At 51.6% G+C, this 25,539-nt stretch carries 21 protein-coding genes; 5 read left to right on the top strand and 16 right to left on the bottom strand.

The features are described from left to right. From hypT to mdtM, 7 genes are all read right to left on the bottom strand, one after another. Positions 1-909 carry a hypochlorite stress DNA-binding transcriptional regulator HypT gene (hypT, locus tag J4617_RS11550; RefSeq protein WP_000383509.1) on the bottom strand — a complete coding sequence of 303 codons (909 nt, stop codon included), beginning with the start codon at positions 907-909 and terminating at the stop codon, positions 1-3. Positions 910-1,027: 118 nt separating this feature from the next. After that, positions 1,028-2,200, bottom strand: a complete 1,173-nt coding sequence (gene iadA, locus J4617_RS11545) for a beta-aspartyl-peptidase (protein ID WP_001821328.1) — start codon at positions 2,198-2,200, stop codon at positions 1,028-1,030. A 12-nt stretch (positions 2,201-2,212) separates the two neighbouring features. Continuing rightward, entirely contained in the window at positions 2,213-2,674 is a 462-nt protein-coding gene (locus J4617_RS11540; RefSeq protein ID WP_000211979.1) for a YjiG family protein, read from the bottom strand. Beyond that, positions 2,671-3,342: a nucleoside recognition domain-containing protein gene (locus tag J4617_RS11535; RefSeq protein WP_000068750.1), complete on the bottom strand. Its 672-nt coding sequence runs from the start codon at positions 3,340-3,342 to the stop codon at positions 2,671-2,673. Before J4617_RS11535 ends, J4617_RS11540 begins: the two co-directional genes overlap by 4 nt. A gap of 872 nt (positions 3,343-4,214) precedes the next feature. After that, entirely contained in the window at positions 4,215-5,399 is a 1,185-nt protein-coding gene (locus tag J4617_RS11530) for an MFS transporter (RefSeq protein ID WP_017465690.1), read from the bottom strand. Positions 5,400-5,618: 219 nt separating this feature from the next. Continuing rightward, complete coding sequence (locus J4617_RS11525) at positions 5,619-6,890, bottom strand: DUF445 domain-containing protein (RefSeq protein ID WP_001033033.1); 1,272 nt, start codon at positions 6,888-6,890, stop codon at positions 5,619-5,621. A gap of 86 nt (positions 6,891-6,976) precedes the next feature. After that, positions 6,977-8,218: a multidrug efflux MFS transporter MdtM gene (gene mdtM, locus J4617_RS11520; RefSeq protein ID WP_001188918.1), complete on the bottom strand. Its 1,242-nt coding sequence runs from the start codon at positions 8,216-8,218 to the stop codon at positions 6,977-6,979. Between the two features lie 478 nt (positions 8,219-8,696). Between mdtM and J4617_RS11515 the strand changes: the two genes are divergently transcribed. Next, positions 8,697-9,662: an Rpn family recombination-promoting nuclease/putative transposase gene (locus J4617_RS11515; protein ID WP_017465689.1), complete on the top strand. Its 966-nt coding sequence runs from the start codon at positions 8,697-8,699 to the stop codon at positions 9,660-9,662. Between the two features lie 180 nt (positions 9,663-9,842). Further along, entirely contained in the window at positions 9,843-11,213 is a 1,371-nt protein-coding gene (locus tag J4617_RS11510; protein ID WP_017465687.1) for an NAD-dependent succinate-semialdehyde dehydrogenase, read from the top strand. Between the two features lie 94 nt (positions 11,214-11,307). On the opposite strand, the gene J4617_RS11505 is transcribed toward J4617_RS11510, so the two are convergent. Then, the gene (locus tag J4617_RS11505) at positions 11,308-11,451 is read right to left on the bottom strand and encodes a hypothetical protein (RefSeq protein WP_001541460.1); all 144 of its coding nucleotides are present in this window, start codon (positions 11,449-11,451) and stop codon (positions 11,308-11,310) included. Between J4617_RS11505 and yjiS the strand changes: the two genes are divergently transcribed. Next, the gene (gene yjiS / locus J4617_RS11500; RefSeq protein ID WP_000397917.1) at positions 11,418-11,582 is read left to right on the top strand and encodes a DUF1127 domain-containing protein YjiS; all 165 of its coding nucleotides are present in this window, start codon (positions 11,418-11,420) and stop codon (positions 11,580-11,582) included. The genes J4617_RS11505 and yjiS overlap by 34 nt on opposite strands. A gap of 76 nt (positions 11,583-11,658) precedes the next feature. Here the strand turns inward: yjiS and J4617_RS11495 are convergent, their stop codons facing one another. Then, positions 11,659-12,579, bottom strand: a complete 921-nt coding sequence (locus J4617_RS11495; RefSeq protein WP_017465686.1) for a DUF5655 domain-containing protein — start codon at positions 12,577-12,579, stop codon at positions 11,659-11,661. 135 nt (positions 12,580-12,714) lie between these two features. Here J4617_RS11495 and J4617_RS11490 point away from each other — a divergent pair, with 135 nt between their 5' ends. Further along, on the top strand, positions 12,715-14,568 hold the full coding sequence (locus J4617_RS11490; RefSeq protein WP_017465685.1) for a DUF262 domain-containing protein: 1,854 nt from the start codon (positions 12,715-12,717) through the stop codon (positions 14,566-14,568). Between the two features lie 44 nt (positions 14,569-14,612). Here J4617_RS11490 and symE read toward each other — a convergent pair whose 3' ends face one another. The 4 genes from symE to J4617_RS11470 all read right to left on the bottom strand — a co-directional run bounded on the left by symE (position 14,613) and on the right by J4617_RS11470 (position 20,897). Continuing rightward, on the bottom strand, positions 14,613-14,933 hold the full coding sequence (gene symE / locus J4617_RS11485; RefSeq protein WP_017465684.1) for an endoribonuclease SymE: 321 nt from the start codon (positions 14,931-14,933) through the stop codon (positions 14,613-14,615). A 216-nt stretch (positions 14,934-15,149) separates the two neighbouring features. Then, positions 15,150-16,928, bottom strand: a complete 1,779-nt coding sequence (locus tag J4617_RS11480; RefSeq protein WP_017465683.1) for a restriction endonuclease subunit S — start codon at positions 16,926-16,928, stop codon at positions 15,150-15,152. Next, on the bottom strand, positions 16,928-18,397 hold the full coding sequence (locus J4617_RS11475) for an N-6 DNA methylase (RefSeq protein ID WP_017465682.1): 1,470 nt from the start codon (positions 18,395-18,397) through the stop codon (positions 16,928-16,930). Before J4617_RS11475 ends, J4617_RS11480 begins: the two co-directional genes overlap by 1 nt. Before the next feature lie 70 nt (positions 18,398-18,467). Then, on the bottom strand, positions 18,468-20,897 hold the full coding sequence (locus tag J4617_RS11470) for a DEAD/DEAH box helicase family protein (RefSeq protein ID WP_000774451.1): 2,430 nt from the start codon (positions 20,895-20,897) through the stop codon (positions 18,468-18,470). A 141-nt stretch (positions 20,898-21,038) separates the two neighbouring features. Between J4617_RS11470 and J4617_RS11465 the strand changes: the two genes are divergently transcribed. Continuing rightward, entirely contained in the window at positions 21,039-22,007 is a 969-nt protein-coding gene (locus J4617_RS11465) for a hypothetical protein (protein ID WP_000452025.1), read from the top strand. A gap of 115 nt (positions 22,008-22,122) precedes the next feature. On the opposite strand, the gene yjiA is transcribed toward J4617_RS11465, so the two are convergent. The 3 genes from yjiA to btsT all read right to left on the bottom strand — a co-directional run bounded on the left by yjiA (position 22,123) and on the right by btsT (position 25,538). Then, a complete protein-coding gene (gene yjiA / locus J4617_RS11460; protein WP_000187838.1) occupies positions 22,123-23,079 on the bottom strand; it encodes a GTPase in 957 nt (318 codons plus the stop codon). Positions 23,080-23,089: 10 nt separating this feature from the next. Continuing rightward, positions 23,090-23,293, bottom strand: coding sequence for a YbdD/YjiX family protein (locus tag J4617_RS11455; protein WP_000460616.1), 204 nt, complete (start codon positions 23,291-23,293; stop codon positions 23,090-23,092). Positions 23,294-23,387: 94 nt separating this feature from the next. Further along, the gene (gene btsT / locus J4617_RS11450) at positions 23,388-25,538 is read right to left on the bottom strand and encodes a pyruvate/proton symporter BtsT (RefSeq protein WP_000379929.1); all 2,151 of its coding nucleotides are present in this window, start codon (positions 25,536-25,538) and stop codon (positions 23,388-23,390) included. Position 25,539: the final 1 nt, after the last annotated feature.

Below are 25,539 nucleotides of genomic sequence, written 5' to 3'. Positions count from 1 at the left end.
TTACAGCGCGGCCTGAAGCCCACGCAGGTCGCGCCAAAATGTTTCGGCTACCTGACTCATGCGGGTATTCATGCGATAAGCATAAGCCTGGATCGGAATAACCAGTTCGTCGGCATCAAGCACTATCAGGCGCCCGTCGGTAATCTCCTGACGGATAGCATACTCGGGCAACCAGGCGATTCCGCAGCCGTCCATCGCAACCTGTTTTAACAATTCACTCATCGAAGAGACGAAAAATGTACTGAAACTCAGTTCAGCATGGCGAGTCAGAGTACGATTTATCAGCCGGCCCATATAGGAGTTTTGACTGTAATTAAGCAGGGGAAAGTGCGGCTGCTCAAGCGTATAGCGCGGCTCGCCCCGGCCATTGTTGGCGCAAACCGGAAACAGTCTCGACTCAAACAGACGGATATTATCAAACGGCGCTTGTTGCAGGTTTTCATCGTGATAAGAAAAGATAAAATCGCTTTGCCCCTCACGTAACATATCCACCGCCTGGTCGACATCTATCGCCTCAACGGCGTAGGTAAACTGCGTCGGCATCTGCTTAACGATGGTCGGCAACAGGCCGAGGGAGAGCGAATGGGCGGCGGCAATCTTGATTTTACGCAGCGTATAATCGCTGCCGCCGCGCAGTTCGGTCAGATTACTTTCCAGCTGCTGTAACAGGTGGCGAACCTGAGAGTGAAAGATTTTACCCTGTTCGGAAAGCTGTAGCGGCGAGACCTGTCGGTTAAACAGTTCAACGCCCACGGCATGTTCCAGAGCGCGAATCCGCCGGCTAAAAGCGGGTTGCGATACGTTGCGGATAATGGCGGCCTGAGAGAAATTGCGGCACTTTTCCAGCGTCAGAAAATCATATAGCCATTTTGTCTCAATATTGTGCAAACCTGCTCCAGTTACATCCATTTACCGTTATCCTGTCAGCCGCCCGAAGGGGCATTCTACGTCCATTCGGGCGGCTGACAACCGCTTATCCCGTCCTCTTTCAGAATGCCGTGATGGGGCAGCCTGAAACTAGCGGGAATTACGCCGGTTCAAAGGTACCTTTTACGCAGGCTTTCCCCTCATTGACCATGCGTTTGCCGCGCGCATACACCTGCTCAATACGTAAATCTGCGCTAAAGACGAGCAGATCCGCATCGTTACCGGGACGGATTTCGCCTTTGCCGTCCAGACTGAGGAAGGCGGCTACGCTGGTCGTCAGCGGACGCAGAGCATCGGTCAGGCTGAATCCGTAGTGATTAACCAGCGTCTGCAACGTCTCCAGCAAACTTTCGAAGCCCGCGACGCCGATGCCCGTCAGATTTCCGGCAGCGTCAAATAGCGGCTGGCTGCCGTTACCGTCTGAACTGAGCGTCACCCGGGAAAGCGGGACGCCGGCTTTTACCGCTCTGGCAATGCCCTCCGCCGGCGCGACGGGATCCGGAATACTGGTGGTAATGTCGATCACGCCGCCTTTAAGCGCAAACGCCAGCGCCTGCTCGAAAAGCGATTCGCTACGGTTGACGTGGGTAGGCAGCAGTTTACCGATCGGCACGTCGCTGTTTTCCAGGATGTCGTACAGCGGCTGTAACCCTTTTTTGCTGCTGCCCATATGAAAAACGCTGACACCGGGTTTGCCGCCCAGCAGGCCGCCAACGCGTGATTCGGCGGCCATGCTGGCGAGTTGATTCCCGCTGGGCGCGGCGGAACGGTGGTCGGAGACTGCGCATTTCACGCCAATGACGCGATCGATCAGCGCGACGTCTTTTTCTACCGAGCCAGTAATGGTCGGCGACGGAACGTGATAAGCGCCCGTGAGCATCCAGGCGGTGATCCCCTCCTCATTTAGCGCTCGCGTTTTGGCTAACAGCGACGCGGGATGACGGCTGACGGAGTCGGTGCCAAGCAGGCCGACGACCGTTGTTATCCCGGCTTCCGTCAGGCGGCTCAGGGAGACTTCCGGCGTCCGCGTCGTCGGCCCCGCTTCGCCGCCGCCGCCGATCAGATGAACGTGTTGGTCGATAAAGCCCGGGCACAGCATACGGCCGCTAAGATTAATCACCGTACAGTCCGGTACGATATCGCTGGGGATGTCAGCGCCGACGGCAATAATTTTGCCATTCGCGAGCAGAACATCGCAGATGCCCCGGTCTTCTGGCGCAAACAGGTGCGCACCCTGTAATAAGGTAAACTCCGCGGCGGATAAATCAGGCATGATAACTCCTTATTAAACAATAAGCTGCATGACCCAGATCGACAGCAGCGCATTGATGGCGCAGACTGCGATAATATGCGGGTAATATTTGGCGTTGACTTCGGCAGTACCGAGACAGCGGCCGACATTCTGTACCGGGTTTCCCATCAGGTAAATGGCTGGCAGTAGTACGGTAACATCGTGGCCGCTTAGCGCGCCGGCGGTAGCCAGACTGGCCGCCACGCCAACGGCGCCGCCCATACTCATCAGCGAAGCCAGAAGCACCGTAGCCGCTTCGCCGGGAAGCCCCCACAACGCCATCACGGGCTGGCAGATATGGCCTACCCAGTCGAGCAGACCGGTAATTTTCAGCGCCTGAATAATGACAAATGCCATGACCACATTGGGTAACAGGTTGGTCGTAGCGATGGTAAAACCGCGGCGTGCGCCATCGATAAACATATCCATGACATTCTTACGTACCTGAGTCGTCATGATTGGGCTCCTTGCGCAGGGTGACGGCGTTCTTCGATGTTAATCCAGATGCGCAAAAGGTTTGCGCCGATAAATTTGAATAGCAGAATGACCACCAGCGGAATGATGACTGACGTTCCCAGAAAGGCGAATACCGCAACGCCGGAGGAGAAATAGTTGGTGATAATAGCGCTGCCGCTGGTCTGCCAGGCGGCAAAAATCACTTTATCGCGTTCGGTGATTTCGCCTTCCTGCGCCAGTTCTTTGGTCATACCCGCCGCCGCGTCGGTATTTTGCAGGTTGGCGATCAGCGCCAGTGAGCAAATGCCGGGAATGCCAAGCAATGGTTTCAGGATGGGCGTCATCAATTGCTGCGCCGCCCGCAGACCGCCCAGTCCATCCGTAATCGCGATGATACCCAGAGAAAGGATAACCGACGGTGCCAGCTCCAGCGCAAAAAGGAAGCCATCTTTCGCGCCCGTTCCGCCCGCGCCACGAAAGGTCTGCGTACCGGTCACATGACCGAATGACCCGTTGAGTACGGTAAAATCAAAAACGCGCCACCAGCCTTCGCTTCCGGAAAATACGCCGGAAAAGAAAATAATGGTGAGAAAAAACGCCAGGTATCCCTTTATCCCGACCTTTTCTGTATCAAGCGGCATGGCCGCCCCGTCCACTTGTTGCGCCATAGCGATCCCCGAATTTTTTTGATGATGTGTTGGTTGTAGCCACAGGCCAAAAAGCCCGAAACAGAAAGACCTTATCAGCCATAAGGGTAAGGACAAAATGCAAGTATGTATCGTGCTATGCGTTTCTTGCATAGCAGCGCGAAAAATCACCATCCTCGCTACTGCCGGAGGCGCGGGGAACCGTGGACGGTATAACGCGAGGTAAAAAAGCAAAGAAACAGGTGTTGACGCAGGCCGGAGCTGGGAGCAGGAAAAAAGGAGAAATAAATTTGACGTTAGTCAATTTCACGCCACTTAATTATCGTTGTTAAAAAATAGGATTTTTTAACCTAAATTTTACTTTTTTACTGTAATTTTTCACGCCTTAAGAGGAATTGTCACGGTCAGGTCAGTAGCCGCTGATAGGTCAGCTTGCGCCCTAAGAATCCTACGGGCAGGTAATAAAAAACGAATAATCGAATTAATTTCATGATGTGATTTATTTATAATTGTGATGATTTGAGAGGCAGCGATAATCATCATAATGGAATATATACCCAAAATAATTCGAGTTGCTTAAAGGCGGCAAGGGAGTGAGTCCCCGGGAGCATAGATAACGATGTAACTGGAGTGAGCAACGGCCCGTCAGGGCGAGGCCCATGGATGGGCCGGGTAATCCGTAGCCAACACAGAAGCCACTTGAAGTAGGAAGGGTATATAAAATAATAGACAGATTGATAACACTAAAAACCATAGAATAAGTATAGTTTTTAGTGGCATCTTTACCTTGAAATAACGTGTTGAGGATGTGCTATTAAAAACAGATCCGCATTGCGCCGCGAATAGCATTAAAGATACAACCCGGTGCAGATAGCGCGGGTTTACTCTACCGCTTATTCACGTATCACAAACCGTTTTTGTTTTATCTGCTGCGCGGCGCTGATCAGCGCGGCAAAAAAGAGCGCCGCGGCACCGCAAAGCGTGGCGTTGATAATTGCCGACGCGCCATTGCCTGACAGACTGGCGGCGAGCGGACCGAGAATTTGCCCAATACCATACGTTAGCGTCACCAGGCCTAACAAATTAATATTGCCCGGCGCGCTGAGTTGTCGGGCAAGCGGCATCACCAGCGAGGTTGTGCCCATAAACGTGGCGCCAAAACCAATACTGCTCAGTATTAACAGCAACAACGAGTCGCTGGCGAGAGACAGCAGCACGCAGGCGCTCTGGATCAACAGGTTCGCGGTCAGGCATGGCAGGACGCCCCAATGTTTTGCCGCCCACAGCCAGCCGAAGCAGCCGGGAATGATCGCCAGGCCGACCAACGACCAAAGGTGCGCCGTGAGTAGCGGAGAGCCCGCGCTTTTCGCCATCAGCGGCAAATAGGTAGCGACAATGATGTAGCCGAATCCGGCGAAACCGTACAACAGCGCCAGTTGCCACCAGGGCATAGGCTGATTTTCGATTCTTGCTAAGGGCGCAGGCGGCAGCGCATGAGCGCGGGGGGGAATCAATATTGCCACGATTAATAGCAATATACCGGCGAGCGCCCCGGCCCCCAGCCATAGCGAATGGGCCGAAAGCGCATAATGTAAACCGCCAATGACATATTCGTTGCCCAGTGCAATCCCGGCCCCGACGCCGGAAAAGAGCGCGGCGATCACAAACGGATGGCGGGTATGATGCAACACAATCATTGATCCAAAAATCATCATTCCCGCGCTCGCGACGCCTGCCAGGAAGCGCACCAACATGACGACCGCGGGTTGGGTAAATATCGCCATGGCCAGAATAAGAATACCGGTGGCGACCGCCGAAGCCAGCAGCATGGGGCGTAGACGAGAGGGGAGATGAAAAAGGCCAAAGGAAAACAGTAAGCTTCCCGCCAGGTACCCTGCATAATTGGCGCTGGCAATCCAGGAGAGTTGGTTAAACGTTAGCTGCTTTTCCGCCAGCATTACCGGCAGCATGGGCGTATACAGAAAGCGGCCAACTCCCATCCCCAGCGTCAATACCATCATACCGAAAAGCGCCGTAAAAATGGGATGGCGAGGTGAAGCGCTCTGAGCATGAACCATGGTTTTTCTCTTTGCTAAAGTAAGGCAGGAATGCCGGATTGTTGTTGTAAATGATAATAAAAAGTAAAATTAATGTTTCAAATTTGCAAGAAAAGAAAGTGAAGCGCAGGCGAATAACGGATTGAGAAGAGGGGCATCGGTGGGAAATGGCATTAAATTAATGCCTCCCACGTGCGGGGTTTGGCAGTTAATCTGAACGAGAATTGCGCCTTCCCCTTCTTAGATACTGAGCAGTGCCGGTATTTGCGACAGTAAATATAACACCAGACCAATAGCGCCGCCGACCAGCGTGCCGTTCACGCGGATAAACTGCAAATCTTTACCGATATTAAGCTCAATCTGCTGCGACATATCGCGCGCATCCCAGCCTTTTACGGTATCGCTGATGTGGCGCGTCAGGAAGGCGGCGAATTCCGGCGCGACGCGGTGCGCGGCCTGTTCCAGATGACCGTTAAGCGAGGCGCGTAATGCGTCGTCGGCGATCAGCGTCTCGCCAAACCATTGTCCGGCATGAGCGATGCGCTGCTTCACCTTTGAGTCTTCGGCGTTGATATCTGTTTTTAACCACTGGCGTAGATCCGCCCAGATTTCGCCGAGATAACGGTTAAACGCCTCATCTTCCTTCAGGTAACTTTTAATGTTTTCTGCCCGGGCAGCCATTTCCGGATCATGTTTAAGTTTATCGATCAGCTTATACGTCGCACGATCGAAGGCATGACGAATCTGATGCGCGCGGTCGTGACTGATATCATCCAGCAGAGAATTCACCGCGTCGGAGACCAGTTCAGCGCTGTGTTCTCCCAGCCATTCGGTCGGCAGAATCTTCGCTTTTAACGGATGCTCGGTCTCCAGCCAGCGTATGATCTGTCTGGCGATAAATGTTCGGGAGCTGTCACGCTGTAACAGGGCGATAAGCTGGGCGATCAGCGTATCGAGTAACACCTGGTGACGATCGTTTTTGGTCATGCTTTCCAGCATCAGGGCGCTGGTGCCGGAAAGGTCCACTTTATCAATCGCCTTATGCACCGCTCGCTTGAGCAGCCGCTGAATACGGGCGTCATCGGTTAGTTCCAGAAAGCCGCTCATAATTTGCAGCAGATGCTGCCCGACCCGGCTGGCGTTGTCCGGCTGGCTGAACCAGTTTCCGATAAGCAGCGCGGGTTCATGGCGGCGGATTAGCGCGATCAGCGACTGCGTATCAAGGAACTTCTCCTGCACAAATTGCCCAAGATTTTCGCCGATTCGGTCTTTATTACGGGGAATAATCGCCGTATGTCGTGAAATAAACGGAATGGGAATGCGGCGAAACAGCGCCACCACGGCAAACCAGTCCGCCAGCGCGCCAACCATCGCCGCTTCGGCAATTGCTTTTACGCCCAGCACCCAAAAACTGGGCGGCAGGAAAAGCGTGGTCACAAACGTCGCGGCGGCTATCAGCAACAGTGAGAGCGCCAGGCGTTTGGCGCGTTTGAGTTCGGCGATTTTATTCATAGGGTTAAGGATAGAGCCAGACGGCAGGAACGTGCAAAAAACATCAGATTATCCTGTGCCGGATAAGCCTCTATCCGGCAGAGTATTTACTTCTCAGCGGCCAGTTCTGCCGCCTCATGCTGGCGCACGCGCTGTAATAGTGTCGCCAGAGTGAAGACCACAATCACCCCGGCCACCGCTGCCAGCAGGTGAAACGGCAGTCTCCCGCCGTGAAACCACAGCCAGCGGCCAACTTCGACCGACACCGCCATCACCGTCAGAATCACCATGTTCAGCGAGGCTGAAACCGTCCCTTTTGGCAAGTTGTTGGAGAAAAGCGTGAAGCGAAACAGCGTCGGGAAAATCATGCCAATGCCGAACGCGTACAGGCTGGTGCCCAGCACAGACCAAAGCCAGACGTGCGGCAGAAGAAGATTACCGAGAAGCAATGTTGCCAGCCCGCTTAACTGGATTGGTACGGCGCGCCAGATAAAACGCGGTCGGGTCGGATCTTTCACCAGGCGCACAACGATCATATTGGCCACGATCACCGCGCCGAATACGGGCACCTGCGCCCAGGCGAATTGCGAAGTACTCATCCCGCCGGCATCGATCAGGATCACCGGCGACACCGCCACCCAGCTCATCATCGGGATGTAGCTCAACGACAGCGTAGCCGCCCCGGTGAGAAAAATCGGGTTGCGAAACACATTACGAAAATCGCGCAGTACGCTCACCGCGCTGAACGGCACCGCGCCGCGTTGCACCGTTTCCGGCATCGCCAGCAGCAGGCCGCACAACGCCAACAGTCCCATCACCGCAATAATACCGAACAGTACCTTCCAGTGAACGAAGTGCATCAGCGCGGCGCCGGAGAGCGGGCCGATAACCGGAGCGACCAGCACAATGGAGGTAATAATCGCCATCAGCTTAATGGCTTTGGTTTGACCGAAGGCCTCCTGTACCGTGACGTAGCCGACCGTTGCGATAAAGCAAATGCTGGTGCCCTGCACAAAACGGGCAACCAGAAACTGCGTCATTGAGGTCGTCAACAGCGTTGCCGCGCAGGCGAGAGTAAAAATTAATGCCCCTGCAATCAGCACTGGCCGGCGGCCAATCCTGTCGGATAGCGGCCCCAGAAGCCATTGCAACGCCATTCCGCCCGCCAGATAGAGACTGACCGAGGCCGGCGCAAGACTGACGTCAGCATTAAAATCGCGCACGACGTTAATGATGCCAGGCTGAATCAGATCCGTCGTCAGATAGGCGGCAAAATCGTACAAAATCAGCGCCATCGGGAAAAATAACGTTGTGGCGCGTTGGGAGAAAAACTGAATAATCCGTTGCATAAAAAATGCGCTCCATGTCGGAGAACCCCATGATGGGATAGCGAAACTCAATACCGTCATCGTGACGTCAGGCAGGCGATGGAAACAGCGGCTGCGGATGTACTGAATTTCATGTAATCAAAAACGCTGCCGGTGAAAACACAGACAGGAAGAGACGCGTTCTGAATCTCGTCAGAACGTGTGGCGATTACAGATAACAATCAGCACATCACACCTCGGGAAATTTACGTTGCACGGAAAATATACACATTAAGTGTAATTAAATTTTGATGTTAATCAAAAGAGTTTGTCTGGTTAATAAAGATAAAGGCAGGGCGCGCAGGCTGGTATTTTGCGTGTTCAGTTCCGAAAATGTATGTGCATTACAGATAACAGGATTTATCTTCCGTCGCGCCTCGCAATGCTGAAAAGGTACGGATGAGAAAGGAATTTTCAGGAGGTAGAGTCGCAGCATCCTGGTTTGGGATGACGGAGCGCCATGAAAAAATCGACGACCTCAACACCGCATGATGCGGTGTTTAAAACCTTTTTGCGCCACCCGGAAACCGCCCGCGATTTTATGGAGATTCATCTGCCGGTGTCGTTACGCCAGCTTTGCGACCTGCGGACGCTAAAGCTGGAGCCCGGCAGTTTTATTGAAAAAAATCTGCGAGCCTATTATTCCGATGTGCTTTGGTCGCTGAAAACGCGCGAGGGCGACGGTTATATTTATGTCGTGATTGAACATCAGAGCACGCCGGATGCGCATATGGCGTTTCGGCTGATGCGGTATGCGATGGCGGCAATGCAACAGCATCTGGATGCGGGGCATAAGCATCTTCCGCTGGTGGTGCCGATGCTGTTTTATCACGGTGTTGATAGCCCGTATCCTTTTTCGCTGTGCTGGCTGGATGAGTTTGCGAACCCGGAAGTGGCAAGAAGACTCTATGCCGCTGCCTTTCCGCTGGTCGACATTACGGTGGTATCGGATGATGACATTATGCAGCACCGCCGCATTGCGCTGCTGGAGCTCATCCAAAAACATATCCGCCAGCGCGACCTGCTGGGACTGGTTGAACGAATTGCTTCGCTGTTAGTTACTGGTTGCGCTAATGACAGGCAGCTTAAAGCGCTGTTTAATTATCTTATGATTCAGCACGGACATACGCCTCGTTTCACCACGTTTATTCGTGATGTGGTAGGGCATGTCCCGCACACTAAGGAGAGACTGATGACGCTGATAGAGAGGATCCGCGCAGCGGATCGCAGAAAAGGGGAACGGCAAGGAAGACAGGTCGGTCTGGAGGAAGGATTAGCAGAAGGATTAGAAAAAGGGCTGGAAAAAGGTCAGCATGTTGCCGCATTGCGTATCGCCAGACAGATGCTGGCGGACGGACTTGACCGCGAGACTGTCCAGCGGTTCACCGGCCTTACGGCTGAAGAGCTTCAGGATGTTAGCCACTAACGCGGTTCCAGTCTGAATGTTGCAGGCCCGGTGCCCGCCGGGCAACGCGCTCTATAATTATCGCTGATAACCTCACGAATATACCGAACTTTACCGATAGCGCCAGCCATCTCTACTACCCTTATTGTTCTGAGCGGCATTTACGGCTGCCTTAATGACGATAACAAGGAGACATGTGATATGGCTTACCAGACAGTGAATCCTGCCAATAATCAGCTCATTAAAGAGTACCCCCCGCACACGGACGCGGATATTGAAGCCGCGCTGCAAAAAGCTGACGCGCTCTATCACTCCGACTGGTCCAAAGGAGAGATTGACCAACGTCTGCCGGTACTGCATAAGCTGGCTGACTTGATCGACAGCCGTGTTGAAGAACTGGCAAAAATCGCCAGCCAGGAGATGGGCAAGCTCATCGAGCAGAGCCGTGGCGAAGTCAAACTGTGTGCGCAGATCGCTCGCTATTATGCGGATAACGCGAAGCAGTTTCTTGCCCCGGTGCCTTATAAAACCGAGTTTGGCGACGCGTGGGTAGAACATCATCCGATTGGCGTCATCATGGCTGTTGAGCCGTGGAACTTCCCGTACTATCAGTTGATGCGTGTGCTGGCGCCGAACCTGGCCGCTGGTAACCCGGTGCTGGCGAAACATGCCAGCATCGTACCGCACTGCGCCGAGACATTTGCCCATCTGGTGCGTGAAGCCGGCGCGCCGGAAGGCGCATGGACCAACCTGTTTATTTCCTCCGATCAGGTGGCGAATATCATCGCCGACCCGCGCGTGCAGGGCGCGGCGCTGACCGGATCTGAAAAAGCGGGGAGCGCCGTGGCGGCACAGGCGGCGAAGCACATTAAAAAATCGACGCTGGAACTGGGCGGGAACGATGTGTTCGTCGTGCTGGACGATGCCGATCTTGAGAAAGCGGTGAAAATTGGCGTGCAGGCACGGCTCACTAATGCGGGGCAGGTATGTACGGCGGCGAAGCGCTTTATCCTGCATGAGAAAATCGCCGATCAATTCCTCAGCCAGTTCACCGAGGCGTTCAGGAAGGTGAAGGTGGGGGATCAGATGGACGCTTCTACTGAACTGGGGCCGCTGTCGTCGAAAGATGCGCTGGAAACATTGACCAGACAGGTCGAGGAAGCGGTAAAAAATGGCGCGACGCTGCACATTGGCGGCAAGCCGCTGGAAAGCAAAGGCAACTTCTTTGAGCCGACCATTCTGACCCACATTACGCGTGACAACCCGGCGTACTTTGAAGAGTTCTTCGGCCCGGTGGCGCAGATGTATGTGGTGAAAGACGATGACGAGGCGGTAAAACTCGCCAACGATTCCCACTACGGCCTGGGCGGTGCGGTGTTTAGTCAGGATATTGAGCGTGCTAAACGCATGGCCTCCCGGATTGAAACCGGGATGGTTTATATCAACTGGCTGACCGACACCGCAGCGGAGCTGCCGTTCGGCGGCGTTAAGCGTTCGGGCTTCGGACGCGAGCTATCGGATCTGGGGATTAAGGAGTTTGTGAACCAGAAGCTGGTAGTGGTGCGCCGCTAATCCCTGTTGCCCCTCTGAAAACGGGAGGGGCCTGGCTTTTTGCAGCGAAGGACGCGGATCTTAAATCAGAACGAAATAAGCGAACAAAACACCTTCAATCGCCCTCCTTATTTATCCACGTTGCACTAACCGTGCTTTTTATCCCGATATTGTTTGTACAGACATTCATGATGCCCGCATTTTCTGTTCTATGCGGAGGCCGGTATGGAATTTTACGAGAACCGCCCCAGACAACCATTCATTGGCTTTGTGCAGCTCAGACGGGCGCTAAAAAGGTGGTGGCTGCGTAAGCGGGCCTGTCAGGCGCTGCGACGAATGAGTGACGAGCAGTTAAGGGATATTGGGTTGGAAAGGAAGGATGTGGAATAACAGATAAGAGTCAGTAAAACTGGAAAGGCTGGATAATCTTATCTTAACCTCTCCAGTAGGCGGATATCCTGGAACGCTAATTTTCCTGCCAGGCTTTCTCGATCAGCAGTTTAGCTTTATCCAGATCGTGTTCATTACGCACAATCAATTCGACGTCGCCGGTTCCCCAGTGGCCAATGTTTGTGACGTCCCGGCTAAATCCTTCTTCAAGCTGGATATGCTGTGGATTAATTTTCAGCCACAGGCGTAGGTGTGGGTCGGTCACGGGATAAACGGCCACGCACAGAAAGTTACGAATGAGGTGGAAGGCGTCATAGAGCTTAAGCTCTTTAAACTGAACCTCATCACTGAGTGAGAGCACATAGTTTTTTAGCTGTTCATATAATGAAAGCAGCGCGGGAGAGGCCAAAGAGAGCTGTTCGCGCTGCGTGCGGGTATGGCGTTTACCGCTGCTGACGGAACCGTTCGCGATGATGTGCTGAGGGCTATTTTCGACCACGGCGTTAACCAGTTCCAGCATTAACAGGTCGTCGGCAAAAAGCTTGTAGCGAATCAGGTTGATATTGCGGTTGATTTGCTGAACGGCATGTTCGTCGTATTTATTAAAATCGGCGGCAATACAGATTAACCGTGTGCCGGACCAGTCAATGGCTTTGGCCGCGGTTTTACTTATTTTTTCCATCACCAGCAACTGAAATTCCGCTTTATGATCGAGCAGCCAGTCGAGATAAAACAGCCCCTGGTTAATGACGTTTTCATTGCTGTGGCGCTTATATTCAATAATCACCGGGCAGTTATTTTCATCGAGGCCGAGGGAATCAATTCGCCCACGATGGGTTTTACCCGTGCGGTATTCGGTCTCGAGAAAGCGGACGCCAAGGAACGTTTCCATATGGGATTCGATCAGCATTTGCAGATCTTTTTCAATGGCTGCGGCTTTGCCCGGCAGTTCTTGTACTTTCCCGCCACCGAGGCGGAAAAGCTGGATATCGCTCATGGATCCCTCCTGAATTTCATATTACCGGGTATGATACTGCACAGAGTAGAATCAGAAAGCATAAAATTGAGTCTGAGGATATGTTATTTGTGGTAATTTATTAATTTGAAAAGAGAAAATGGCAGGAGCGCCAGAATGAGTACGTTTGACACGACGAAAATTGCTTTAAAAGATATCCTGGGGCAGATTACTGATGGACGGGTACAGTTGCCAGATTTCCAGAGAGGGTGGGTATGGGATGATGAGCATGTCCGGTCTTTGCTGGTCAGTATTGCCCGTTCTTTTCCCGTTGGTGCGGTTATGCTGCTGGAGACTGGGGGAGAAGTTCGCTTCCAGGTGCGTCCAGTTGAAAATGTAGAATTGCAGAAAACCGAGCCTGAGATGTTGATTCTGGATGGCCAGCAACGTTTAACGTCCTTGACTCAAGTCCTGATGCTGGATACGCCCGTTAAGACTTTTAACGAGAAAGGAAAGCAGATAGACCGTTTTTATTATATTGATATTGAGGCCGCTCTGGACAATAGGCTTGATGAAGCTTTTATTTCTGTTGAAAAGTCTAAAAAAGTAACGATGAATTTTGGTCGTGATATAAAAACTTTTGTTAACTCCTTTGGAGAAACGGTTGAAATGGATTTTTCTACCGTGCAAAAAGAGTGCGAAGCATTATTTTTCCCTTGTAACCAAATTATCAACTCTGATGCATGGGAAAGTCATTTATATAAGTGTTCACAAGAAAAGTTTTTCACTTATATGCAGTTCCGTGAAAAAATTCTGAATGCCTTTAGGAACTATTTGCTGCCTGTTATTAAATTGGGTAAATCAACTAGCAAAGAGGCCGTTTGCCTGGTGTTTGAAAAGGTTAATACCGGTGGTGTTCCACTATCCGTATTTGAACTGGTGACCGCCAGTTTTGCGGCTGATGGGTTTAATCTTCGGGATGACTGGTTTGGCAGTAATTTGCGTCAAAAATTTGGCCGCCGAAATGTACTGAATAAAGAAGCTATCCTACAGGGCGTAGAGCCGACTGACTTTTTACAGGCTATCAGCATATTGAATACGCTAAAAAAACGGCGTGCCGATCTGGCCGAAGGGAAGACAGGGAAATCAGTTACTGCAGTAAGTGCTAAACGAGTTTCAGTATTAGCGCTTTCTCTTGAAGATTATCATTGCTGGGCCGACGATGTGGAAAAAGGCTTCTTACTTGCCGCTAAATTTCTCCATCATGAATGTTTTATGCACTCATGGGATCTTCCTTATCGTACGCAGCTTGTGCCGCTGGCGGCAGTATTATCGCAATTACAAGGCAATTGGCTGGAGCCCAAAATTTATGACAAACTGGCGCGCTGGTTCTGGTGCGGTGTCCTGGGGGAACTGTACGGCGGCGCGGTAGAAACACGTATCGCAAACGATGTGGAAGAGTTACTAAACTGGATTGAGAGGGACGGTGAAGAACCGCGTACCATTTATGAAGCATCATTCCAGCCCGGGCGTTTATTGACGTTACGCTCCCGATTGAGCGCCGCGTATAAAGCGCTAAGCGTGTTGATCCTACGCAATGGTGCTCAAGACTTTTTCTGGAAGTCGACGATCCAAAAGTTAGATTATGGTGAGATTGCACTCGATATTCACCATATTTTCCCAAAGATATGGTGCGAAACTAATAATATTAGTCCAGCAGTGTATAACTCTATCATTAATAAAACATCAATCTCCTATAAGGCCAATCGAATGATTGGTGGGAGATCTCCGGCTGAGTATCTGTCGCAGATCCAGACGCATCCGCAGGTAGGTCTGGAGAATGCCGAGATGGATGCGATCCTACGCAGCCACTTTATTGAGCCTTCGCTGTTACGGCAGGATAGTTTCGAGGCATTTTTTGCCGATCGAAAAAAACAATTGCTGAAATTGATCGAAGAGGCAATGGGGAAAAATATTAGTCAGGATGATGTTGCTGAATTAGAGACAGCAACAGACGAGATTGATGTCTGATACTGCAACCCAGGTACGAATTAAATCGCACCTGGGTTTCCTGCCTATTTAGAAGAAATCACGCGGATAAGCGTTTGAACTTGCTTTTGTTTACGTACTGACAGCTTGCTTACTTGCCGTAAAGACTCAACCAGCTCAGGCTCTGGTGGTTTCACGGTCAGTACGATGCAGCCTTCCATCACCTTAATATCCATTTTACTGCCGGTGGTAAAACCGGCGGCTTCCAGCCACTGGCCTTTCAGGGTAATGGCGGGAATACGGGTGTATTCCGGGTAGCGGCTCGCATAACTGACGGTGGCGGCGCGGTTATTTGTTGGGGAGACTTCTGGATCGGTGAATTCTGCAATAGAATGCGGGGTAGTCATGATCTCTATTCCTATTCCAATAGGGGTTGTGGTTAGCGATGTCGCCGTGCGCCAACACGACGGCATCGCGCTAAATACCTGTATATATCATCAGGGAATAGAAGGAAAGTCCAGCTGAAAATGAATGAAAATAACGGCGTGGATATGGGGATGGATTATTTCTGGTGATGGGAATAAAGCGGCTATTTAGCCGCTTTATTGATTTCTGGGGGCGAGTTAATTGATGGCGGCGTCGGTGAGAGCGTCGGCCAGGTGGAGCTGGGTTTGTTGGGCGGATTGAATTTGTAATTTAAGTTTTTCACATAATTCATTAAAATCATTCAATTTGAGCATGATTTTTTCTGCTTCACTACTTGGAGGGATTGCTACAGGGCAACCTCTTAACTGAGTCTTATTAATAGATGCTAAGTTGGTTGTTTGCTTGCTTGCACTAGCAAAATAATCTCTTGCATAAGGACTGTTCATGTATGTCTCAAGCCAGTAAGGATCAATGTCTTGTCCTATAATTCTTCCTTTGAAAACATGGTTTTGATTTGCTATATACCAATCATGGCACCACACAGTTGTTCTACCAACAGTATCCCAGTCACCACCTTCTGTTATTAAAAGGTCTCCTTTAATAACATGATATTTATCCTTCTCTTCCTCAGGGATATCAATCTCTTTAACTTCTGAAAGGTCAAGATAACCACGCTGAACGTTAGCCACACGTAGATAAGGGATTGAAATCAGCTTTCGGTTGGCTAAATTTCTTCCTTTAGTTATACCACTTTGAATATCAACGACGTCTTCGAATAGGCACCATTCCCACCCACTCGGCAGTTCAAATGGTTTTTCCTCATCACTAATCGGTGGCAACGGTTTTTGCTTTTTCATTTTCCCGTCTTTCACCAGTTGTGCTTTTTCCTGCGCAATACGTTTAAGCAGTTCAGAGGCTGGTTCGTCGTTCGGATCCTGCGGCACCAGTTTGCCCATTACCGCCAGTTGTAGAATTGTTTGTTTTAAGGCGTCAATGCTGACTTCGGTGGTAAACAACGTGTCGAAATGCTCGCTGATACGCGCCCAGTTTTCGGCCAATTCATCGGCGTTCTGGCTGTCGGTTAGCGTGGTTAGCAGGGTTTCAACCAGCTGTTGATGGGCGTCCAGGCTGGTCAGGGAGTACTGTTCCAGTTGGTCGCAGAGGGACATGAGTTCTTTAATTTTTTTAAATATTGAGTATTGTTCTTGGACTGGTGGTATAGGCAATAATAAAGTCTTTAGATGACCTGTCGCGATTCTGAACCGTGTCGCCCCTTTACCAAAGGATTCTACTTGTTGCCTAAAAGTCAGACTGTTAATCGCGGAAATTATATATTCGGCTGAATAGTTTCCAGAGGGCCTCATTGTTGCAATATCTACAACTGTTATTGCAGATTGAGATAGTTTAGGAAAAATACATGCTCTTCCAATAGGATTGGGTAGTCGGGCAATGAGTATGTCACCCTCCATTAACTGATGGCAATTTAAACGATGAAATGTACTCGTATTAATATAACGATCTGACTTATCCTTAAAATCACCAACACCGACATCAGCAAGTTGAATTAATCTATAAGCTCCCGATGGATCTTGATCTTTACTTTCGATCCAATCACCATCGATTATTCCCATAGGGGCTAGTTCATTCAACCTTGCCCACTCCCACCCCGCCGGCAGCTCAAACGGTTTCTCTTCCTCGCTAATCTCCGGCAGCGGCTTCTGCTTCTTAATTTTCCCCTGCTTCACCAGCTCGGCCTTTTCCGTCGCAATACGCTCCAGCAGCACCGACGCCGGTTTATCGTTCGGATCCTGCGGCACCAGCTTGCCGCGCACCGCCAGCTCCAGAATCAGCTCGCGCAGCTTCTTAATGCCGTACAGGTCAATCTTACCCGAACTGCCGCGCCCCGCCGTGGAGCGGGTTTGCAGCGCCGTGGTCCAGGTATCGATATGGTCGACAATCAGTTTTTCCACCGCCATCAGTTGGCCTCCTTACCGGAGAGCGCTGTGCCGAGAATATCGCGCAGCTGGTGGCGCAGGGTCTGGATTGCTTCCTGCTGCTTAGCGTACTGCGCCAGCAGTTCGTCCGGGTCGTGGCTGACGGTTTCCGCCTGGTGCGGGTTTTTGATATCGAGATTGAAGTTGCGGGCAATCACCTCGTCGATGCTGACCTTCCACGCCTGCTCGTTCTCGACGCGGCTGGCGAAGCCGTCGGCCTCGTTGCCCCACCAGTCGATCTCGGCCTGGAATTCTTCAAACTTCATTGGTTTGGTTTTGCTGTAGTTCTTCACGCCCGCCGGGTACGGGTGCTCGTAGAACCAGATCTCTTTGGTCGGCTGACCTTTGGTAAAGAACAGCAGGTTAGTTTTGATCCCGGTGTACGGGTTAAACACGCCGTTCGGCAGACGCACGATGGTGTGCAGGTTGCACTCCTCGGTGAGCAGCTTTTTGATCTTGGTTTTCACGCCTTCGCCAAACAGCGTGCCGTCCGGCAGCACCACCGCCGCGCGGCCGTTTTTCGCCAGCACTTCAATGATCAGTTGCAGGAACAGATCCGCCGTTTCGCGGGTCTGCATATCGGAAGGGAAGTTCTTCTCGATGCCGTCTTCTTCGGTGCCGCCGAACGGCGGGTTGGTGATAATCACATCCATCTGCTCGTCCCAGGAGGAGAGCGGTTTGTTCAGCGTGTTATCGTGGCGGATCTGTACTGGCACTTCGATACCGTGCAGCAGCATATTGGTGGTGCAAAGCAGATGCGGTAGCTGTTTCTTCTCCACGCCGTGGATCTGTTTTTGCAGGATCTGGTGGTCGGTGACCGTGTGCGCATAATGATTTTTAACATGATCAAACGCGCAGGCGAGGAAGCCGCCGGTGCCGCAGGCCGGATCCATAATCGATTCGCCGAGTTTCGGATCGACGCGCTCGACCATAAAACGGGTCACGGCGCGTGGGGTGTAGAATTCACCCGCGTTGCCTGCGGCCTGTAAATCCCGGAGGATCTGTTCGTAGATATCGCCGAACAGATGACGTTCGCTGGCGCGGGTAAAATCGATCTCGTTCAGCTTGTTGATCACCTGACGCAGCAGGGTACCGTTTTTCATGTAGTTATAGGCATCGCTGAATGCCTGCTTAACCACATAGCCGCGCGGGTTGATATCGATCTGCGCGGGCAGATCTTTTAGCGTCGGAAACAGGTCGTCGTTGACGAACGCCAGCAGTTTATCGCCGGTGATCCCTTCGTTATCGGCCGCCCAGTTGCGCCACAGGTAGCGCTCCGGCATCGGCAGCCTGTATTTTTCCTGCTCGATTTCCAGCGCCTGTTCCTGGGCGTCGAAGATCTTCAGGAACAGTAACCAGGAGAGCTGACCCAGACGCTGTGCGTCGCCATCGACGCCTGCATCTTTGCGCATGATGTCTTGTAATGATTTGATAGCCGAGCTGATTGACATGGGGTCGTCCCTTTATAAAAAAACAAAGCCACCTGCGGCAGACGGGCCGCAGGTGGCGTAATCAGGATGTTCAGGCGGAGCGGGGAGGAAGCTGGTAAATTTCGCTTTCCAGGTCACTCACTGCCTGCATATAGGTGCCTTTGTCACCAAAGCCGTCGGTGATGATCTCCTGCAGAGTGCCCATCTGGTCGAACGGTTTGAGCTTCAGCACCTGAATATTCTCGATTTCTTCCACGCCCGCATCGGCATATTTGTCCAGCAAATTGCTGAGTACAGTCTGCGCGGCATCGGAATATTTGGTGAAATAATTACGCTTGCGAACATTGTCTGCGCGCTCTTTGCGCGTGAGCGGCGGCTGACCATACACCACATGACAGAGCATGTCGAACGGGTCAAGATCTTTGCCCACCTCTTCCGCCAGAACATCCCAAAGGATGCCCTGTAATTCGAGCTCTTTGATCACCGCCGCTTTGCGGTCAGCATCTTGCCATTTCCGGACAAAATCATCCAGTGAGGCGCACTCTTTGAGCACGGTTTTGCGGGTGTAATCTTTGAAGGATTCGGTGACCAGCCTGCCGTCGGCGTCGTAATACTGGACGCGTTGCGAGACCACACCAACGGTGACGCCGTTAATGTGAAATTTACGGACCCGGTTGTCTTCCTCTTCCGGTAACGGGCCGGAGCCGCCCATCGTGCTGGTGGTGTAGGTGGCCGGATCTTCGTCTGCCCCGTTGATATCCTCGTCGGCAAAGACGTCAGGCGTTTCTTCCTCCAGCGTTTCGTTGAAGCCGGAGTCCGGGTCCGAAATGTCATCTGGCGTGGCTTCCATCACTTTTTCCGGGATACCGTCAAAGCGCTCGTCGGCAAACAGTTCAGTGGCCTTTTTGAAATCAAGAATGGTGAACCACAGTTTGCCGTAGTCTTGTTCGATGCGGGTACCCCGGCCAATGATCTGTTTAAATTTAGTCATTGAGCGGATGGTTTGGTCCAGCACGATCAGTTTGCAGGTCTTAACGTTTACGCCAGTAGTCATGAGTTCTGAGGTGGTCACAATCACCGGCCATTCTTTTTTCTTGTCGCTGAAATTCTGCAGCTGGCCTTTCCCTTCTTCGTCATCCCCGGTGATTTTCATCACATATTTATCGTTACGTTTTACCATCTCCGGGTTGAGGTTGATCAGCGCCCGGCGCATACGTTCAGCATGCGGAATGTCTTCGCAAAACACGATGGTTTTATCCATCGGATTGGTGCGTTTGAGGTAATCGGTAATGGTTTTCGCCACCAGTTCAGTCCGCTCGTCGATGACCATCGTGCGGTCGAAATCTTTCTGGTTATAGATTCTGTCATCGATCAGTTCACCGTTGAGGTCGCTCTGGCCGCGCACGGGTCGCCAGCCTTGTAAATCAACATCAATATCGACACGAACCACTTTGTAAGGAGCGAGGAATCCGTCCTCGATCCCTTCTTTCAACGAATAAGTGTAAATAGGATCGCCAAAGTAGTCGCTATTGGAGACCTCGTGAGTTTCCTTCGGCGTGGCGGTCATACCAATCTGTGTGGCGGAGCTGAAATAATCCAGAATTTCACGCCAGGCGCTGTCTTCAGAGGCGCTGCCTCGGTGGCATTCGTCGATGATAATCAGATCAAAGAAATCCGGCGAAACCTGCTTAAACGCTTTTTGATGCTCTTCATTGCCGGTTAACGCCTGATAGAGCGCAAGATGGATTTCGAAAGCGGGGTCGAGAGTGCGCCCGGTGATTTTGGTCATTGCGGAGCCGAAAGGCTGAAAGTCATCAAGTCGGGTCTGGTCAACAAGGACGTTTCGGTCTGCCAGGAACAGGATGCGTTTTTTAACGCCTGACCGCCATAAACGCCAGATGATGTGAAACGCCGTCAGCGTTTTACCGGTTCCTGTCGCCATGACCAGTAATAATCTGTTTTGCCCGTTAGACACAGCCTCCAGCGTTTTGTTGATGGCCTGAAGCTGGTAGTAGCGCAGCCGCTTTTCGCTGCCGTCGTTGTAATAATCCTGGGTGACGATCGGCATTTGCGCGGCGGTGTACCCTTTCCACTGGCAGTATTTTTGCCACAATTCATCAGGCGTTGGGAATTCGTCGAGGGTAATTTCTCGCTCAATCGCGCCGGTTGCCGTTTTATCATGGAAGATAAAGCCATCGCCATTGGTAGCGAAGACGAAAGGAACGTCCAGCAGGTGCGCATAACCCAGCGCCTGCTGCATACCTTTGCCGATTTCATGTTTATTGGCTTTAGCTTCGATCACCGCCAGCGGCATGTTTAATTTGTGGTACAGCACGATATCGGCAGATTTCACCGTTCTACGCGCCGCGACTTTGCCGCGCACGATGACCTTACCGTCCCGGAGTTTGACTTCCTGTCGGATTTGAGTTGTGTTATCCCAGCCAGCTTTCAGGATGGCGGGCATAACGCGTTTGGTGATGATGTCTGCTTCCGTCAGGGTACTCAGGTTCAGGTCAGCCATTGGGGATTCTCATCGAATAGCGATGCGCAAATTCTACACACAAAATCAGATGAAATCATTACACTCTGTGTGCATTATTGGTGTTAAGTCTCTGTTTTAGATGAATTCGTGAATTCTGTACCCAACATATAAGGTTTTAATATGGAAGTTATTAAGATTTGGAGATCCTTTCTTAAACATTTTAAACAGAAAAAATTAGATTCTGCGGTGATTGTCTATGGCGTGATCGCAATCTATTTAATCCCCTATAAAGTTCCTTTAAAAAGTTACCTGGTTGCATTTCTCTTTGTATCTATTCTAATATTCTCTTGCACTCAAGAAAATCGAATTAGGGAATATATCAGTTTCTTTGTACGCACAGACAATGATCATTTATTGACTCGGTTTGCTGGTATTCTATCGCTAACTGCATGGTCAATTTTTTTGCTTTTGTTGTTGTCTGCTAATGTGTTTGTCAACACCATAACGTATTGGTTAGCTATTTTATTTTCAGTCTCTATCCTCATTAGTAGTATTTTGACTATTTTAGATTTTGCCAGAAATAATACAGTAAAAACCTTTAAGGTAATCGGCTTGGCGGTTACCGCATTTTCAGGTGTTTTTGTTTTTACTAGTAGTTACTCTGCCAGTATTTTCTGGCAAATCAGTAATCTGGAGCTATCCTCTTCTCCATGGTTAGAATATTGTTGGAAAGCCACCGCATTTCTTATGTTTTTCCTGTGGTTATCACAACCTATTTGCTATGGGCTATTTCTGCGTTACGGTGATAAAGCAAAAGGGTATCGAATCTTTACATTAACAGGTGCTTTTATTATGTCTATGTTTTTGTTTCTGCTTGTTCCTATGTTGATTGGTGATGTCGCTTATTTTGTGCTAAAAAAGACCATCAACCATGAATGGCGCAATGAAGCAAAGTGCGGTGAATTGGAAGTGAAGAATAAAAACGAAAAATATTTTGGTTTTAATACTGATAAATATACTGTGTTTTATTCGGATAAAAATGATAAGTGGGGTTTCTATGAGATCACCTGCAAAAAAGGGAGCGACAGGAGAGATACTTATAGTGTGGAGCCTTTGCCGGAGTATAATATCCCCTCGTGGTTAAGGTAGTTTGTATTTATCATTATGTAGTGGTGCGCTGGTGGAAGATATAATATGCTAACGGTGAATAGAGAGTGCCATATCTGCTCTGAAGGCCATCATTCTGTGATGGCCTTGATGCGGGTTACTTCCTTAACCCCGCAAATGCCGCTCTGATCTCGTCTTCCGGCAACTGGATCCCGATAAATACCAGCGTGCTGTGCGGCGTTTCGTCGCCCCACGGTCTGTCCCAGTCGGCGCTGTAGAGGCGCTGCACACCCTGGAACAGCAGGCGGTTGGGTTCGCCGTCGATCCACAGCATCCCTTTGTAACGCAGCAGTTTATCCGCTGATTCCAGCAGCAGGTTTTCCATCACCCGCGAAACCTCGCTGATATCCACCGGGTAATCCAGTTCCACCACAATTGACGACACATCGTTCTGTTTATCGGCAATAAAGTGGAAACGCGGTTGGCTTGCCAGCACGTTCTCTTCCAGCATAAAGCCGCTGGTATTAAACAACTGACTCAGGTCAATATCGCCGTGTACCACGGTGTAAACCGGGGCGCGGGCGTTGATACGCGCCAGCCGCTCGCGCAGTTTCTCGCTGTCGCCTGCCACGTCGGTTTTGGTCAACAGAATGCGGTCGGCGTAGCCTATCTGCGACTGGGCTATGGTGAACTGATTCATCTGCTCGTTAGCGTGCACCGCGTCGACCAGCGCAATCACGCCGTCTAACAGGTAGCGTTCGCATAATACGTCATGGGAGAAAAAGGTCTGAATAATCGGGCCGGGGTCGGCCATGCCGGTGCATTCAATCACCAGGCGGTCGAAAGCAATATCGCCGCGGTCGCGGCTGTCGAGCAGGTCTAATAGCGCATCTTCCAGCTCGTTGGAGCGGGTACAGCAGATGCAGCCGTTGGTCAGGGTTTTGATCTGTGTGGCGCGATCGCCAATCAGTTGATCGTCAACGGAGACTTCGCCAAATTCGTTTTCGATAACGGCGATTTTAAAACCATGTTGTTCGTTGAGGATATGGCGTAGTAGGGTGGTTTTGCCGGCACCAAGAAAACCGGTAAGTAGGGTAACTGCAATCGGGGTCATAGTCTCTCCATTAACAACAGCGCATACCGCCTTTGCCATCGCCGCCGTAACGTGCTTGCTGACGTTCGCGGAAGAACTCTTCATAGGTCATGTACGGCTTGTCGGGATGGTTGGTTTTCATGTGCTCGACATAGTTGTCGTAGTCCGGAATACCAATCAACATTTTTGCCGCCTGGCCGAGATATTTTTTTGCCTGACCTAAAGTATCAAACATTCTGCCGTCCTGTTAATGAATAAAGCCGGATGGCGGCTTGCGCCTTATCCGGCCTACACTAGCCGGGATCGCTGTGCGCTACCCGGCATCAGTTTTAGTGGTGTGAAGAGATCTTCACGCCGCCTTCCGGCACGGGCACATACGGGGTTTCTTTGTCGGTACGTTTATCGCTGTTGCGTACCTTCATCCAGGTGGTGAAACCGTAGAAGATAATACTGTACACCACCACCAGGAACAGAATACTCAAACCAGCGTTAGTGTAGTTGTTCACCACGATATGGTTCATGTTGGCAATCTGCTGCTCGGTCAGGTTGGTGCCGTTGGCAATCTTCTCTTTATACAGGTTTGCCATGTAGAAGAAACCTTCCATCTGTGGGTTGGCGCTGAACAGTTTCAGGCCCAGTGCCCAGGTGGTGCAGATCAGCAGCCATACCGCCGGGATCACCGTCACCCAGATGTACTTGGTGCGCTGCATTTTGATCAGTACCACGGTGCTCAACACCAGCGCCACGGCGGCCAGCATCTGGTTAGAGATACCGAACAGCGGCCACAGGCTCTTCACGCCGCCCAGTGGGTCGACCACGCCCTGATACAGCAGATAGCCCCACAAACCGACGCAGCCTGCGGTACCGATGATACCCGCGACCAGAGAATCGGTTTTTTTCAGGAACGGGACGAAGTTACCCAGCAAATCCTGCAACATAAAGCGGCCGGAACGGGTACCCGCATCCAGCGCGGTCAGGATAAACAGCGCTTCGAACAGAATACCGAAGTGATACCAGAAGCCCATATCCGCCATCGGCAGGACTTTGTGGAACACATGCGCGATACCTACTGCCAGCGTTGGCGCGCCGCCTGCGCGGTTCAATACTGACGGTTCACCGATATCTTTCGCAGTTTGCAGGATTTGTTCCGGGGAAATCACAAAGCCCCAGGAGCTGACGGTCGCCGCTGCATGTGCGGTAACGTCTTTCAACTGCGCCATAATCAGCGGCGCGTTCTCGCCGCCCATCTCGTGCAGGTTTGGCATGGTAATGCCCAGACCTGCCGGCGGGGTGTTCATCGCGAAGTAGAGACCCGGTTCAATGATCGAGGCCGCCACCAGCGCCATCACCGCAACAAAGGACTCCATCAGCATCGCGCCGTAGCCGATAAAACGCGCATCGGTCTCACAGGCCAGCAGTTTCGGTGTGGTGCCGGAAGAGATGAGCGCGTGGAAGCCAGAGACGGCGCCACAGGCGATGGTGATGAACAGGAACGGGAACAGGGCGCCTTTCCACAGCGGGCCAGTACCGTCGACATATTGCGTCAATGCCGGCATTTTCAGTTCCGGGTTGAGGATCACAATCCCCAGCGCCAGACCGACGATCACGCCGATTTTCAGGAAGGTAGCGAGATAGTCGCGCGGGGCAAGGATCAGCCATACCGGCAGCAGCGCGGAAACAAAGGCGTAGCCGATCAGCGCGAAGGTAATGGTGGTGTCTTTAAAGGTCAGCGCCGGGCCCCAGTACGGGTCGTGGGCAATCACGCCGCCGAAGTAAATAGACGCCACCAGCAGCACGATACCAATAACGGAGACTTCGCCTACGCGTCCCGGACGCAGGAAGCGCATGTAGATGCCCATAAACAGCGCAATCGGCACCGTTGAGCAGACGGTGAAGACGCCCCACGGGCTTTCGGCCAGCGCTTTAACCACGATTAATGCCAGCACCGCGAGGATGATGATCATGATTAAGAAGCAGCCGAACAGCGCGATGGTGCCTGGAACGGTACCCATCTCTTCTTTGATCATCTCGCCAAGAGAGGCGCCGTTACGGCGGGAAGAGATGAACAGCACCATAAAGTCCTGCACTGCGCCCGCGAGCACCACGCCCGCCAGTAACCACAGTGTCCCCGGCAGATAGCCCATCTGCGCGGCCAATACCGGCCCGACCAGCGGACCTGCGCCAGCGATGGCGGCGAAGTGGTGACCAAACAGCACGTAGCGGTTAGTCGGCACGTAGTTCAGGCCGTCGTTATTGATAACCGCCGGCGTCGCGCGCGTCGGGTCGAGTTTCATGACCTTCTGGGCGATGTACAGGCTGTAGTAGCGGTAAGCCACCAGATAGACGGAAACGGAAGCGACCACGATCCACAGGGCGCTCACGTGTTCACCCCGACGTAGGGCAACGACCGAGAGGCAGAAAGCACCGATGATTCCGAGAATCACCCAGGGTATGTGCTTGAATATCTTTTTCGTATCCATA

The organism is Salmonella sp. 32010601201800023SM (assembly GCF_017572235.1).
GTDB lineage: Bacteria > Pseudomonadota > Gammaproteobacteria > Enterobacterales > Enterobacteriaceae > Salmonella > Salmonella enterica.
This window is presented reverse-complemented; position numbering and strand designations above follow the sequence as displayed.